Below are 14,537 nucleotides of genomic sequence, written 5' to 3' on the forward strand. Positions count from 1 at the left end.
ACGACGGTCGTCGTCGATGTCGATCTGCATGGCCGCGTCGCCGCTGAGTTTCACGGACTGGCCGGCGATGCCGAGCAGGAAAGCGGCGATCAGCAGCGACCCCTGAGTCAGCGTGGTCACGAAGACGAGCTGGACGAGAACCGCGCACACCAGGGCGTAGGTGATCGTCCGTGAGCGACCGATCCGCGGGATGAGGAACGGTGTGATCAATGCCGCGATCAGCATTCCGATTGCCGTGGCGCCGACGGCGACGCCGAATCCGGCCATCCCTCCAGGTAATTGGGAGCCGTTCGAGGTGTCGCGTAGGACCAGCACCATGATGAGGGTGTTGATGCCGAAGCAGATGCGGTGCGCTCCGATTCCGATCATCGCCGTGGTGACGCCGGGCGCCTCCCAGACAGCGGTTGCACCGGTGCGCAGTCCGGCCGTCACCGAACGGACGGCACTGGCGCGGACCACTTCGTCGGCGACCGGACCAAGTGAGCGGGCGGTGAACCTGGCCGCGGCGAGGGCCGCGATCACCGATCCCAGTGCTGCGATGGCCACGGCGGCACCTGACGCTCGATCCCCCGCGCCGATCATGCCGATGATCGCCACCGCTGCCGAAGCACCAAGAGCGGCTACCACCGAACCAGCCGTTGTGAGAACGGAATTGGTTGCCACCAGCCACGATTGTCGGACGACCTTCGGCAGGGCTGCGGATACGCCTGCCCCGACAAAGCGGCTGACCCCGATCGCAGCAAGCGCACACGTCAACAACAGAGTGTCACCGCCGCCGGCGACCAGCAGCACCGCGGTGGTCAGGATGAAGAGCCCGCGGAGCACGCTCGCCCACAGGAGCACCAGGCGGCGGTCCCAACGATCCAGCAGAGCGCCGGCAAAGGGGCCGATCACCGAATAAGGAAGGAGCAGTACGGCAAAGCCGGCCGCTATCGCCACCGGATCGGTTTCGCGTTCCGGGTTGAAGAGGATTGCGCCGCCGAGCGCGGCCTGGAACATTCCGTCGCCGAACTGGCTGGAAAAGCGGACGAGCGCCAGCCTTCCGAGGCCGGGTGATTCACGCAGGGTGTGCAGTACGCGCTGCCAGGCCTCGCGGCGGTTCGAGGCTCGGTTCATAAGCGGAAACTGTAGTGGGTGGGTCAGGCGCCGATCTTGACGGTGGCCCGCTCGAGGATCGGCGCGACGTCCACGCCCCTCGGCAGCGTTCCGAACACACTCCCCCAGCTGTTTCCGAGCCGACTCGCGCAGAACGCGTCGGCCACCGCGGGGTGCCCGTAGCGGAGCAACAGCGAGGCCTGCAGTGCGAGCGCCATGTCGCCGACGATCTTTCGTGCCCGGTATTCGATGTCGTCGAAATCGCCGAAAGCCGCCTGGAGATCCCGCACGGCCTGATCGAAGTGGCAGTCCACTCCACTGGCTCGTTTCAGCTCGTCGAAGAACACCTGCAGTGTTTCGGGTTGCTTGGCCATCGCCCGCAGTGTGTCGAGCGCCGCGACGTTGCCGGAACCCTCCCACACCGAAAGGAGCGGAGCCTCGCGATAGAGGCGCGGCATCCGGGATTCCTCCACGTATCCGTTTCCGCCCAGACACTCGAGTGCCTCGGCAGCGTGGATCGGTCCGCGCTTGCAGACGAAGTACTTACTCACGGCCAACGAAATGCGTCGTAGTGCGCTGGCGTGGGCATCGCCTGCGGTTGCGCGGTCGGTCAGAGCGGCCAGCCACATCGCGACCGTGGTCGACGCTTCCGATTCCACCGCCAGATCTGCCAGAACGTTTCGCATCAAGGGTTGGTCGATCAGGTTGGCGCCGAAAGCACTTCGATGCGTCGCGTGGTGAACTGCCTGCATGGTGCCGACGCGCATGCCGGTGGCCGTGCCGATCGTGCAGTCCAACCGGGTCATGTTGACCATCTCGATGATGGTGCGCACGCCCCGGCCTTCTTCGCCGACCATCCACGCGAGAGCGTCGCGGTACTCGACCTCACTACTCGCGTTGGAATGATTGCCCAACTTGTCCTTCAGACGCTGCAGGTACATGTTGTTGAGCGTGCCGTCCGGCAGGACCCGAGGCAGGAAGAAGCACGACAGACCACCCGGTGCCTGGGCGAGGACGAGGAACACGTCCGACATCGGCGCGGAGGTGAACCACTTGTGGCCCGTCAGCAGGTAGCTGCCGTCGGATTGTGGCACTGCCCTTGTGGTTCCGGCACGAACATCCGAACCGCCCTGCTTTTCCGTCATCGACATACCGGCGATCAATCCGGGTTTGGTGAGGGGAGCTTTCAGCGCCGGCTCGTAGTGCCGCGTGGTCAGGAGGGGTTCGTACTGCGCGGCCAGATCCGCGTTGTGCCGCAGCGCGGGGATCACGGCGTACGTCATGGAGATGGGACAGCCGTGGCCGGCATCGGTTTGACCCCACACGGCCATCTTCGCGGCGCGGACGAGGTGTGCGTGTGGATTCGGGTCAACCCACGGAGCGCCGTGCAGTCCCAATTCCACTGCGGTGCTCATGAGTTGGTGATAGGCGGGGTCGTAGCGGACCTCGTCGATACGGTTGCCGTAGCGGTCGTGGGTTCTCAGGACAGGTGGGTGCTCCTCGGCCAGATCGCCCCACTCCTGGGCCTGCGCGCTTCCGGCGCGGATTCCAACCTGATGAACCTCCTCGAGTGCGTCCGAAGCTCCTTCACGTTGCAGTGCCTCGAGAAGCGGCGCGTATTCGGCTGCGTCGTAATCGATCAGGGGCGGAACCTGATTGGTGACTTCATGCGTGGGTGTCATCGAAGCTCCCTAACGATCGAAGGGTGAAGGCGAGAATGGCGTCGATCGCAGCGGGATCGGTGGTGCCGCCGCGCAGTGGAAGGATCAGGGCCTCGCCGATTGCCCCGACGATGCACGCTGCCGTCAGAGTGGCGTCCTGTGGCGGTATCTCACCGGTGTCGACTGCCGAGCGAATTGCGGTGGCCAAGCAGTCTCGGAACGATTCGCGAAACATGAGACGCTGTTCGTCGACGAGAGGATCTACCGGTTCCACCAGCAGTGCATAGGCGAGAACCGGTGCGCGCATGGCACGTTCGGCGAAGGTCCGAACCGACGCTGATACAGCGGAGCGGTGGTTGCCTTCCAGATGTCGGGCGCTGTCTCCGGCGTCCCGAGCTGCGGATACCTCACGGCTGCAGACTGATTGGAACACTTCGGCGAACAATTCGCCCTTGCCGTCGAAATGTCGATACAGCGTCCCGGTGCCGACGCCGGCGTTCTTGGCCACCGCGGCGATGGAACATCCCGCATAGCCGTGAGTTGCCACTGCCGTCGTGGCGGCCTCGAGCAGTCGGGCGCGTTGGGCGTCCAATCTTTCCTGTACTGCCGGAGTGCGGCGATAGGCCATGTGAAGAAGTGAACACCCGTTCCGTTCTTGCGTCAAGAGTTGACTGGAGCAGAACGGCGACATGGCCTACTGGAGCATCGTTGAACTTTTACACGCAAACCCCGTGGGTGAGCATTTCGATCAGCCCGTCGGCCGCCTTTCGAAACGGTTCTTCGGATTGGGCAGCACGAGCGAGGACGTAAGCACCTTGCCGCACTGCGAGAATGGTGGCGGCGAGAGCTTCGATGTTCGCATCGGGACGGATTTCACCGTTGCTGCGCCCGTCTTCGAGTGTGGATGCAATGTTCTGTTGAATCCACACGAACATGGTCTGGATCGGTGCTCGCAACTCGTCGTTGGATGCGACCTCAGTGTCTTGGACCAATCTCCCGAGCCGACACCCGCGGAGGACGTGTTCGTCGATCGTGAGGAAGGCGGCGATCTTGTCGACGGTCGTCTCGCCGGAGCTGAGTCGTTCGGTGATTTGCGCTTGTAGTTCGCGCCCCATGAGATGCTCTGCGGCCACCGCCAGGTCCGCTTTCCCCTGGAAGTGGTGGTACATGCTGCCTTGCCCGACGTCAGCCATTTTCTGCACGGCACGTGGGCTCGTTCCGGAGTAGCCACGCTCCCACAACAGTTCTTGCATGCTTGCGATCAGCCGTTCCGCGCTACTCATACAGACATTGTACCTATGGGTATGTACAGTCTCTGTGAAAGCTGTTGTACTTGCAGGTACAGAAATTCCGGAGACGGGGGCCTCATATGGGCACGAGCAACATCTCTGCTGACAGCTCGGTCGGTGACGCAGTCTCCGGCGGCACGAAACATACTGCACCAGTGAGTGCTTCAAGGGTTCAGGCACTGGCGCTGACTGCGGTTTGTCTTGGATTCTTCATGATCCTGTTGGACGGGAGCGCTCTCAACATCGCGTTACCGGCAATCGAACGCGACATCGGTGGCTCCATTGCCGCTTTGCAATGGTTGGTGAACATCTACACGGTTCCTCTGGCCAGCCTGTTGCTCACAGCGGGAGTTCTGGCGGACCGAGTCGGTTCCCGCAGTGTCTTCCTGTGGTCGTTGGGCGGCTTCACGGCGGCTTCTCTATTGTGCGCAATAAGCCCGAACCTGGGGTTGCTGATGGCATTTCGTTGCCTGCAAGGTATTGCTGCTGCCGGGCTTCTTCCAACGACACTGGCGATCATTGCACGCACCTATCCGGATCCGATCGCGCGTGCCAAGGCAATCACGATGTGGGGTGCAACGGGCGGAATCGCATTGGTAGCAGGGCCGATCGGAGGAGGCCTGCTCACCGAGTTCATCGGTTGGCGCTCGATCTTCTTCGTCAATGTCCCCATCGGCGTTCTAGCCCTCTGGCTGTGCTGGCGGCATGTCCGTGAAACCGCGACGCGCGATGCGGAATCCTATGACGTTCCCGGGCAGGTCCTCGGCATCGCCGGACTTGCCCTTCTGGTAGCCGGTTTGATCGAAGGCGGCTCCCGCGGGTGGGGTGATCCGTTGGCGCTGGCGTTGCTACTCGGATGTGTGCCAACGCTCGTCGGGTTCTTCGTCGTCGAGGGCCGGACCCGGCATCCGGTTCTGCCGCTGTCGATCTTCCGTAAGCCGGCGTTCTCTGCATCCATAGCGAACGGATTCGCCTTCCAATTCGGGGCCTACGGCATGCAATTCATGCTCGCGATATTCATCCAGTCCTACTGGGGCTCTTCAGCGCTGCGGACAGGACTGTTCTTTCTGCCGTTTGCAGTGTTGTGGACGTTCGGAACGCTGGTCCTCAATCGCGTGTGGGCAGGTCGCGGTATGTGCTGGCTCCTGACTGTCGGTGCTTCCACTGCTGCGATCGGCGCGCTCCTGTGCACCGCGATCGGGGACAGCGATACCTGGCCTGTGGTGATGGCGGGGACCGCCCTCGTCGGTCTCGGGTGTGGTGTGTTCGGCCCCAGCTGCAATGGAGCGGCCATGGCAGTGATCGACAAATCGTTCGCCGGACTTGCCTCGGGGGTACTGAATACCTCCCGTCAAACGGGCATGGCGATCGGCGTCGCGGCCCTGGGCATCGCTCTGAGTGCGTCGAACTCCGTTGGTGGGGCACGCATCGGGATGATCTTCGTTGCAGCGTGTTTCGTGGCCATCGTCGCTCTCAGTCGACGCTATCTCACGCAGATCTGAGTGATGCCCGGCCCACCGCCAGATTCAGGCAGCAGCGGTGCGAGCCTGTTCCGCGCGCCACCACGCGACGGTCTCTTCGGCGGCCTGATCGAGCGGCGTCGGCGAGAGTCCGAGCAGCACTTCGCTGGCACTCGAGTCCATGACGAACGGCTTGGTGAACTGGTAGTTCATCTCAGCGAGTTCGCGGCTGTCGGTGTTGATCTTGCCGACGGCGTCGAGCACCCATGCGGGCAGTACACCCACCTTGGCGGGGGATGCCCCGGCGGCTCGGGCGAAGGCCTCGGCGATCTTGCGCTGAGTGAGCGCGGGGCCGGTGGGTGCGTGGAGGACGGAGTTCCAAAGTTCGGGGTTGTGTGCCGCCGCGATCATCGCTGCTGCGAGATCGGGGATGTAGGTGAAGGAGTGCGGCTGATCTGCGGAACCGATGACACGAATCTTCTTACCTGCCATGACTTTCGGAACCATGCGCTCGCCGGCGTGGGCGGTGCGGACGCGGGGGCCGAAGAAGTCCGAGGCCACGACGCTGACGGTGGGTGTTGCAGAGGCCTCGCGAGCGCGCAGCAGCGCGGTGCGCACTCCGCGCTTGCCGCCGGTGGCGTTGCGTGGATCGGATTCGGTCATCAGGGTGTCGGAGTTGTAGGCGTAGAGGCTTTCGGGGAAGACCACGACGGCACCGATGGATGCGGCCGCGTCGAGCACAACCTTCTCGGCCGCCGGGAGTTCCCGCTCCCAATCGGCTGCGTTGTAAGCAGCGTGGATGCAGTGGTAGATGGCCGTGGCGCCCTCGCTGACCGAGCGCAGGGCCTCGGCATCCGAGACGTCGACGCGTCGGCGGTCGATCAGCGGGTGCTCGGGCCCGCTGCCGGACCTGGTCAGGAGACGGACGTTGATTCCCTGCTCGGCGAGCTGTAGTGCGACGGCGGATCCGACGGGTCCTGCTCCGGTGACGATTTCGAGGTTCGACATGGTGTGCTCCTTCTCGTTTCGAGTGAACTGAGAGCACTGCTCTCGTTTTCAGAATGCACCTGCACCCGAGTGCTGTCAAGAGCAGTGCTCTCTTTTGTTGATACTGCTCTCGGTCATGGGGCAAGATGGACTCATGGTTGGAACTCCCCGCGAACGGGCGCGTGAACAGACGCTGCAGGACATCACCCGTATCGGGCGCGAGCATCTTGCTGCCGTCGGCGCTGCCGCTTTGTCTCTGCGGGCCGTCGCGCGTGACCTGGGAGTCGTGTCCTCAGCGGTATACCGCTATGTCGCCAGTCGGGACGAACTGCTGACCTTGCTGGTGGTCGACGGGTACACGGAACTGGGCGCGGAAGTGGACGCCGCCGTGAATGCCGTTGCAGCAGAGGATTTTCGCGGACAGTTCATTGCTCTCGGGCGCGCCGTTCGCAGCTGGGCGATCCGGGAGCCGGCCCGCTACGGTCTGTTGTTCGGCAGCCCCGTCCCCGGCTACGACGCTCCGGGCGAGCAGACCACCGGCCCCGGCACCCTCGTCGTGACCCGGCTGATCGGGATCATCGACGCCGCCCATCGCGCGGGTTCACTGACGGTGCGAGAGGGTCCGGGCCTGAGTGACACGTTGGCAGCGGACCTCGAGGGAGTGCGGAATGAACTGGGTACCGACCTGCCGCCGGATGCCGCCGTGCGCGCAACTCTCGTCTGGGTATCGCTGTTCGGTTCGGTGAACTTCGAGGTGTTCGGGCAGTACGGAAGCGATACGTTCACCGACGCGAGCGAGATTTTCGAGCGGCATTTGGCACTACTTGCCGATGTGGCGGGTCTGACCTGAACACGCTTGTGTCTCGTTCCTCCGCGCGCAGTTGTCGGTGAGATGATGTCCTTGTGGCGCACGCAGAAGAACCCGAGGATCGAATGGCCTGGATAGAACCGGAGGTTCGTCCGGGCAGTTTGTTGGTGTCGTCGACCGATCTCACGGAACCCGCATTTCGCCGCACCGTCATCTACATGATCGAGCACAACGACGCCGGGAGCCTGGGCGTCGTCGTCAATCGGCCGAGTGAGACGGCCGTGCAGAACGTGTTGCCGCAGTGGTCACCGCTGACCGCGCATCCTTCGGCCCTGTACATCGGTGGACCAGTCAAGCGTGACTCGGCGCTTTGCCTGGGCATCGCTCGCAACGGTGCGCGGATCGACGGCGTCGCCGGCCTGCGGCGGGTGGACGGCAAGGTAGTCATGGTGGATCTGGACTCGGACCCGGAGGTCATTGCTCCTCTGGTCGAAGGGATCCGCATTTTTGCCGGGTACTCGGGTTGGACTCTGGGCCAGCTGGATTCGGAGCTCGAGCGTGAAGACTGGATGGTGATCAGCTCGCTGCCGTCGGATGTGCTGACGCCGCCCCGAGTCGATGTCTGGGCACGGGTGCTACGACGCCAGCCGCTACCCGTGGCGATGCTGGCCAGCCACCCCATCGAGGTGGAACGAAACTGACTTGTCGGAGGTCGATGATATTCCTGTGTCATCGTTTTCGAGAGAGGTGGCAGCAATGATCGCTGAGCGTCAGATCCAGTGCGCGGATTGTGTTTCGGATGTCGATCACTGCCACGATTCTTTGCTGCGGCATGCCGACGGGTCACTCGAATGCACCGGCGTGAACTGCGTCGACTTGGCATCGGTCCGCCATGCGCTGTCCATCGATTGTGCTGAACTGCAGGGCGGTTGCGGCTGCGTCGACGCGACCCGAGGCGAGTTGCTCGCTAGCTGACGCTGACCGGATCCCGATTCGCGAAGCGTTGCGCCATCGCAGCACACACGATCAGTTGGATCTGATGGAAGATCATCAGCGGCAACACGATCAGGCCGACGGGCTGGCCCGCGAACAGTACAGCCGCCATCGGTAGGCCCGTTGCCAAGGACTTCTTCGACCCGCAGAAGATGATGACGATCTGATCGGGAAGATCGAACCCGAGCTTGCGCCCCGCGAGAGTTGTCACGCCGAGAACCAGCGCGAGAATCAGGCAGCACACGATTGTGAGGATCACGATCTGCCAGATCGTGATGGTGCTCCAGATCCCCTCTTTCATGCTTTCGCTGAACGCGGCGAAGACAACGAGGAGGATCGATCCGCGATCGACGTACTTGGTGGGTTCGGCGTACTTCTGCAGCCATCCGATCACCAGCGGGCGGATCAGCTGACCGACGATGAACGGGATCAGCAACTGCACGACGATGTCGAGGATCGACGAGAAGTCGACCGTCGCCTGGCCGGTGGTGTTCATCAGCAGAACCACCAGCAGCGGTGTGACGAAGACGCCGATCAGGTTGGAGAACGACGCACTGACGATCGCGCCCGCGACGTTCCCCTTGGCGATCGAGGTGAACGCGATCGAAGACTGAACCGTCGACGGAACCAGGCACATGTAGAGGATGCCGGTGTAGAGCTCGTCGCTGATCAGCGTCGGCGACAGGAATCGCAGTGCTAGGCCGATCAGTGGGAACAGCACGAACGTCGCGGCGAGGACGACGGTGTGCAGTCGCCAGTGCTTGACGCCCTTCCAGGCTTCCTGCGGCGAGAGTCGCGCGCCGTAGAGCAGGAACAAGAAGCCGATGGCGATCTTGGTGGCCCAGTTCAGAATGCTCTCCGCGGTACCCGATACCGGGAACACACTTCCGAGCACGCCGGCGATGATGATGCCGAGGATGAACCCGTCGATGTAGAACCTACTGAGAAACTTCACCTGGCTAAGGATAACGGCGAGCTTCAGCGGGCTCTCGAGCCCCACGAAGGTTGAAGCCCATCACCGCCAGGCACAGCAGCGTCCCGATGATCGACAGCTCGATGATGGCCGTCTGCATTCCCTGGAGGGTGATGGCGATACCCGCGATGATCGACGGGATCGCCAGTCCCGCGTAGCTGACGGTGAAGAACGCGGCCAGAACTCCGCCGTGGCTCTCGCGGGCGTGGGTCCGGGCGGCGGCGTTGACGCGCTTCATGCCGCCGGCAAACGCCAGACCGTGCCCGGCGCCGACCACGACGGTGATGACGCCAAGCAGTGCCAGGCTCGGGACGAGGTCGACCACGAGGAGGCCGATCATTCCCAGAGCGAGGATTCCCAGGCCGGCGGTGACGGACGTGCGCGGGTCCATGCGGCTTCCGCCGAGTTGCGCGCCCACCGAGCAGATCATCACCAGTGCGGCCGCCCCGCCGCCGAGTAGAAGGTTGTCGATGTTCAGCAGGCTGGTCATCCACGACGGGACCACCGACTGGAAGAGCCCGACCGCGCCCCACGACAGCGCGACGGCGAGCGAGCTGAGCCAGAAAGTCTCGCGAATGGCGGCGGGAACATGTGGCATCTGGAAGAACCGCGCCGGGCGTGTGACGTCCCCGATCCGCGGAAGTAGCAGCAGCACGATCAGTGCCGGGATGAACGCGACGAGGAAGATCAGATACGGCAACCGCAGCGGTTGTGGAAGGTACTGGGCGATTGCACCGGACACGAGTGGTCCGAGCGCACCGCCCAACGCGCCCGTCACCGTCGATACGAGCGCTGCACGTCGGTGATCGAACTTCGGTTCCTGCTCCACCAATGCGGCGCTGCCCGCCGCACTGGCCGCGCCCACCGCGATTCCCTGGGCAATCCGGCCGACGAACAACCACACCGTCGCGTCGGCAAATGCCAGAACGAGCGTGCCGACGACGCTCAGAGCGAGTGCAGTAAGGAGCACGGTGCGTCGGCCGAGGGCGTCGGACAGCGGTCCGAAGAACAGCAATGCCGGAACGAGGCCGGCGACGTAGACGCCGTAGATCAGCGTCTGGATGGTGGGCGTGAATCCGAACTCGGTCCGGTACAGCCCGTAGACGGAGGTGGGCATGTTCGCGCCCAAGAGGATCACGGTGAGGACGTAGCCCACGCCGTAGAAGTGTCGATTGGTGCGGCGTGTGCGTTCTTCGGTGGCGACAGCTGTGGCGGACGTGGGAAGCCCCTCCTGAAGACAGAGTGCGAAAATACATGGGTCGTCCTACGTATCGTAGGTGAGTGGAATGATCGCCGCTAATGCTGTGAGGATGAGCTGATGACCGTTGTTCGCAAAGAGTCCGCGTACGAGCAATCCCTCGACTGGATGCGCACGCAGATCTCCGACGGCGTCTGGACAGTGGGCAATCGTGTTCCGACCGAGCCGGAGCTGATGAGTGTTCTCGGCGTCGGCCGGAACACCGTGCGCGAAGCGATCAAGACATTGACCTCGACGGGAGTTCTCGAGATCCGTCGCGGATCAGGGACCTTCGTGCGCGCTCGGACCGACATCGGCGGACTGCTCGGCAAACACGCGTCCGTCGACGAGATGAAATACGTCTTCGAAGTGCGTCGTGCGCTCGAGATGGAAGCGGTCCGGTTGGCGTGTGAGCGTCGCAGCGACGACGACGTTCGGATACTTCGTGAACTGGCCGCCAAGCGTGATGTCCCAGCGGAGAACTTCGTCGACGTCGATCTCGCGTTTCACATTGCCGTTGTCGATGCCGCCCACAATCCCGTGCTGAAAGATCTGTTTGCCGGAATCCTCGAAACAGTTCGAGCCACCTACGAGGTGACCGAAGGGGTGCATCCGCCGTCGCTGACGTCTTCGCATCATCAGGGAGTTGCCGAAGCCATCGCCGAACGCGATGTCACCAAAGCCAGGGCTGCGGCGTGTGGGTATCTCGAGAAGACTCAGGAAGCGATCGGTTCAGGCTCGGCGGTTAGCGAGTCCGGGCGTCGGCCAATCGATTGAGTGACCCGGCGATGTCTTCGGCTTCGGGTGTCGTGATCGTGAGTCGGTCGCCACAAGCGAACGTGATGACCACCGCTGGTCCGGTGCGGGTGACGACGCCGTAGTTGCGACGACCCTTGGTCTTGAGTCCCCAGCCGCCGAAGTCCGCGAACGGTTTGATCTCCGCGATGTCAGCTCCGACAACTTCGTCTATGTCGTAGGTCATCGCAGCCATCCCCATGTTGATCACCCGGATCCCCCGTTCGTCGACGATCACCCGGAAGCGAACCAAGCTGACGACAAGCAGGCCGAGTGCCCCGAAGATGAACAGCGGCCAGAGTGACCGCGTCGCCAACGCCATGACGACTCCGGGCGCCAGAGTGATCGCAGTGAGGATCACCGACCCCTTGGTGCTGAATCCGACGTCGTCGGAGATGGGGAGAGCGCAGCGGCTTCGCGGCAACCCGGCCGAGGGTTCGATCGTGGCAAGAGTGCGGACGCGGTAGTCACGCAGGAATGAGGCGCCGATCCACCCCAGCACCCCGCCGATGACAAAGCCGACACCGATAGACCACAGCGGGAGTGACGTCGTGGATGGATCGGTGACATCGAGTTGGGTGTAGAGCAAAGCGAAGTTCACTGTCGTGATGAGCCCGACCACGCTCAGCCCGACAACCAACATGAATCGGCGCATCATCAGCATCGCGGGAGCAAGAGCAGCAATCGCACTCAGGCCGCCACCGAAGAGCAGCGTCAGAAGTGCAATGGTCCAGGCGTTGGCCGACGGGGTGGAGAATCCGTCCGGCGAGGTGGTGGTCCAGTGAGTCGCGATCTGTTCCGGGAGGCGGGGCTCCCAAATTTTTGTCAGGACGAAGCCGAAGACCGCACACAACAGCGGAACGACTAGCCCGAATACGACCCCGGCCGGGTCGACCACGCGATGTTTCACGTGAATCAATGAGCCGGCTGGCAAGCATCCTTGAGCGCGCAGGCACCGCAGGAAGCGGTACCGCAAGCGGCAGCGTTCGCCTTGGCCTCGGGGGTCTCCGCCACCGGCTCGTCTGCGGCAGGCTCGGAGTGTCCGCCGCAGTTGCAGTCGTTACCGCATCCGCTCTGCTGCGGGAGTGCGGCGGCAGCACGGGCACCGATGCCTCCACCGAAACCGGCGGTGAGGACGGCGACGACGACGGCGATGATCGCGACTGCGACGCCGAAGACTCCGCCGATGGTCAGTGCTGCGACTCCGCCGATGACCAACATTCCGGCGGCCGCGAGCATGGTCGGACCGGCCACCTTGTTGGCGAGGGCGAACGACTCCTCGCTCCGCAGGGAATCCTCGGTGCGGACACCGGCCCAGCGGTTGCGCGGGAGTTTGCCGATCAGTCCGGCGACAGCAACTCCACCGACGGCGACAGCGAGCACGAATAGCACCACAGCGACAACGATCACCCATACAGGATAGGCGCGAGTGGAGTTGATGGTATGCCCGGGTCGTGCAGGCTCTACCCTGGTTATCGGTATTTCCGTCAGCCAAGTAGATAGCGACCACAGTGACCGAGTCTCCGCAGTCCCCCGATTCACCAGCCGACGCAACTCCGCAGCACCGCTACACCGCGGAGCTCGCCGGCCAGATCGAGCAGCACTGGCAGGACCGCTGGAGTGAGGAAGGCACGTTCAACGCGCCCAATCCGGTCGGTCCGCTCTCCTCGCCCGACGGTGTTCCCGCCGACAAGCTCTTCGTGCAGGACATGTTCCCGTACCCCTCGGGTTCGGGCCTGCATGTCGGTCACCCGCTCGGATACATCGCTACGGACGTCTTCGCGCGCTTCCATCGCATGCAGGGGCGCAATGTCCTGCACACCCTCGGCTACGACGCGTTCGGTCTCCCGGCCGAGCAGTACGCCGTGCAGACGGGTACCCACCCGCGGACGACCAGCGAGTCCAACATGGCCAACATGAAGCGCCAGCTGCGACGTCTGGGTCTGGGGCACGACGAGCGTCGTAGCCTCGCGACGACGGACGTCGACTTCTACCACTGGACGCAGTGGATCTTCCTGCAGATCCACGGCGCCTGGTACGACAAGGAAGCCGGCAAGGCCCGTCGTATCTCCGAGCTGGAAGCCGAGTTCGATTCCGGTGAGCGCGCTCTGGAAGACGGACGCGAGTGGGCGTCGCTGACAGTCGCCGAGAAGGCAAAGGTCGTCGACTCGTACCGCCTTGTCTACCAGTCGGATTCGATGGTCAACTGGTGCCCCGGTTTGGGTACCGTCCTGGCCAACGAGGAAGTCACCGCCGACGGTCGTAGTGACCGCGGAAACTTCCCAGTCTTCCGTAAGCATCTCCAGCAGTGGATGATGCGCATCACCGCGTACTCCGATCGCCTGGTCGACGACCTCGAGTACTTGGATTGGCCGGACAAGGTCAAGGCCATGCAGCGCAACTGGATCGGACGCTCGTACGGTGCCGAAGTTACCTTTGCTGCAGGCGAGTACGGCGTCGATGTGTTCACCACCCGTCCGGACACGCTGTTCGGCGCCACCTACGTGACGCTGGCTCCTGAGCACGACTTGGTGGACAAGCTCGTCGCGGACGAGTGGCCCGAAGGTGTCGACGCGCGCTGGACTGGCGGTGCCACGACTCCGGCGGAAGCTGTTGCTGCATACCGTAAGTCGATTGCCGCCAAGACCGACCTGGAGCGCCAGGAAAACAAGGAGAAGACGGGCGTCTTCCTCGGTTCCTACGCCGTCAATCCGGTCAACGGACACAAGGTTCCGATCTTCATCGCCGACTACGTTCTGACGGGTTACGGCACCGGTGCGATCATGGCAGTTCCGGGACACGATCACCGTGACTGGGAGTTCGCGAACGCGTTCGGTCTGGATATTCTCGAAGTTATTGCCGGTGGCAATGTTTCGGAGGCTGCGTACTCCGGTGACGGCCCGCTGGTGAACTCCGACTACCTCGACGGGCTGGACGTTGCCGAGGCCAAGGCGACCGTCATCAGTCGCCTCGAGGAGAGCGGCCAGGGCAAGGGCACCATCCAGTACAAGCTGCGCGACTGGCTTTTCGCGCGTCAGCGTTACTGGGGCGAGCCCTTCCCGATCGTCTACGACGCGGACGGCAACGCACACGCTCTGCCGGATTCGGCTCTGCCCGTGGTGCTTCCGGAGGTCGAGGACTACGCACCCGTGTCCTTCGATCCGGACGACGCCAACTCCGAGCCCTCTCCCCCGCTGAACAAGGCGACCGACTGGGTCAACGTCGAGCTCGATCTCGGT

Annotated in this window: 15 protein-coding genes; 6 read left to right on the plus strand and 9 right to left on the minus strand. The window is 63.4% G+C overall.

Features of this window, described 5'->3' with window-relative positions:
* From A2J01_RS16485 to A2J01_RS16500, 4 genes are all read right to left on the minus strand, one after another.
* A partial coding sequence (locus A2J01_RS16485) for an MFS transporter (protein ID WP_064113121.1) occupies positions 1–1,116 on the minus strand: 1,116 nt, incomplete at its 3' end.
* 23 nt (positions 1,117–1,139) lie between these two features.
* On the minus strand, positions 1,140–2,777 hold the full coding sequence (locus tag A2J01_RS16490) for an acyl-CoA dehydrogenase family protein (RefSeq protein WP_064113122.1): 1,638 nt from the start codon (positions 2,775–2,777) through the stop codon (positions 1,140–1,142).
* Positions 2,761–3,384 (minus strand): TetR/AcrR family transcriptional regulator, encoded by a 624-nt coding sequence (locus A2J01_RS16495; protein ID WP_007729115.1) that lies wholly within the window; start codon positions 3,382–3,384, stop codon positions 2,761–2,763. Before A2J01_RS16495 ends, A2J01_RS16490 begins: the two co-directional genes overlap by 17 nt.
* An 88-nt stretch (positions 3,385–3,472) precedes the next feature.
* Positions 3,473–4,039, minus strand: coding sequence for a TetR/AcrR family transcriptional regulator (locus A2J01_RS16500; RefSeq protein ID WP_064113123.1), 567 nt, complete (start codon positions 4,037–4,039; stop codon positions 3,473–3,475).
* A gap of 161 nt (positions 4,040–4,200) precedes the next feature.
* Between A2J01_RS16500 and A2J01_RS16505 the strand changes: the two genes are divergently transcribed.
* Positions 4,201–5,547 carry an MFS transporter gene (locus A2J01_RS16505; RefSeq protein ID WP_231915806.1) on the plus strand — a complete coding sequence of 449 codons (1,347 nt, stop codon included), beginning with the start codon at positions 4,201–4,203 and terminating at the stop codon, positions 5,545–5,547.
* A 24-nt stretch (positions 5,548–5,571) separates the two neighbouring features.
* Here A2J01_RS16505 and A2J01_RS16510 read toward each other — a convergent pair whose 3' ends face one another.
* The gene (locus A2J01_RS16510; RefSeq protein ID WP_064113125.1) at positions 5,572–6,513 is read right to left on the minus strand and encodes an NAD-dependent epimerase/dehydratase family protein; all 942 of its coding nucleotides are present in this window, start codon (positions 6,511–6,513) and stop codon (positions 5,572–5,574) included.
* Between the two features lie 133 nt (positions 6,514–6,646).
* Between A2J01_RS16510 and A2J01_RS16515 the strand changes: the two genes are divergently transcribed.
* Genes A2J01_RS16515 through A2J01_RS16525 form a run of 3 tightly spaced genes read left to right on the plus strand, consistent with a single transcriptional unit; the run spans position 6,647 to position 8,275 of the window.
* Positions 6,647–7,342 (plus strand): TetR/AcrR family transcriptional regulator, encoded by a 696-nt coding sequence (locus tag A2J01_RS16515; protein ID WP_003942494.1) that lies wholly within the window; start codon positions 6,647–6,649, stop codon positions 7,340–7,342.
* Positions 7,343–7,395: 53 nt separating this feature from the next.
* Positions 7,396–8,001, plus strand: coding sequence for a YqgE/AlgH family protein (locus A2J01_RS16520; RefSeq protein ID WP_003942572.1), 606 nt, complete (start codon positions 7,396–7,398; stop codon positions 7,999–8,001).
* 55 nt (positions 8,002–8,056) lie between these two features.
* Complete coding sequence (locus A2J01_RS16525) at positions 8,057–8,275, plus strand: hypothetical protein (protein ID WP_047272705.1); 219 nt, start codon at positions 8,057–8,059, stop codon at positions 8,273–8,275.
* Here A2J01_RS16525 and A2J01_RS16530 read toward each other — a convergent pair.
* Both A2J01_RS16530 and A2J01_RS16535 read right to left on the minus strand, forming a co-directional pair.
* Positions 8,268–9,248, minus strand: a complete 981-nt coding sequence (locus A2J01_RS16530; RefSeq protein WP_003942582.1) for a bile acid:sodium symporter family protein — start codon at positions 9,246–9,248, stop codon at positions 8,268–8,270. The genes A2J01_RS16525 and A2J01_RS16530 overlap by 8 nt on opposite strands.
* Positions 9,249–9,252: 4 nt before the next feature.
* Complete coding sequence (locus A2J01_RS16535; RefSeq protein ID WP_064113126.1) at positions 9,253–10,422, minus strand: MFS transporter; 1,170 nt, start codon at positions 10,420–10,422, stop codon at positions 9,253–9,255.
* A 162-nt stretch (positions 10,423–10,584) separates the two neighbouring features.
* On the opposite strand from A2J01_RS16535, the gene A2J01_RS16540 reads away from it, so the two are divergent.
* Positions 10,585–11,280: a FadR/GntR family transcriptional regulator gene (locus A2J01_RS16540; protein ID WP_007729102.1), complete on the plus strand. Its 696-nt coding sequence runs from the start codon at positions 10,585–10,587 to the stop codon at positions 11,278–11,280.
* Here the strand turns inward: A2J01_RS16540 and A2J01_RS16545 are convergent.
* Together A2J01_RS16545 and A2J01_RS16550 are read right to left on the minus strand one after the other, a co-directional pair.
* Complete coding sequence (locus tag A2J01_RS16545; protein ID WP_231915807.1) at positions 11,249–12,208, minus strand: DUF1648 domain-containing protein; 960 nt, start codon at positions 12,206–12,208, stop codon at positions 11,249–11,251. The two genes, A2J01_RS16540 and A2J01_RS16545, sit on opposite strands and share 32 nt — an antisense overlap.
* A 5-nt stretch (positions 12,209–12,213) precedes the next feature.
* Positions 12,214–12,708, minus strand: coding sequence for an SdpI family protein (locus A2J01_RS16550; RefSeq protein WP_030537477.1), 495 nt, complete (start codon positions 12,706–12,708; stop codon positions 12,214–12,216).
* A gap of 101 nt (positions 12,709–12,809) precedes the next feature.
* Here A2J01_RS16550 and A2J01_RS16555 point away from each other — a divergent pair.
* A partial coding sequence (locus A2J01_RS16555; RefSeq protein WP_082900887.1) for a class I tRNA ligase family protein occupies positions 12,810–14,537 on the plus strand: 1,728 nt, incomplete at its 3' end.

It is taken from the genome of Rhodococcus sp. EPR-134, assembly GCF_001647205.1.
GTDB classification, from domain to species: Bacteria; Actinomycetota; Actinomycetes; order Mycobacteriales; family Mycobacteriaceae; genus Rhodococcus_F; species Rhodococcus_F qingshengii.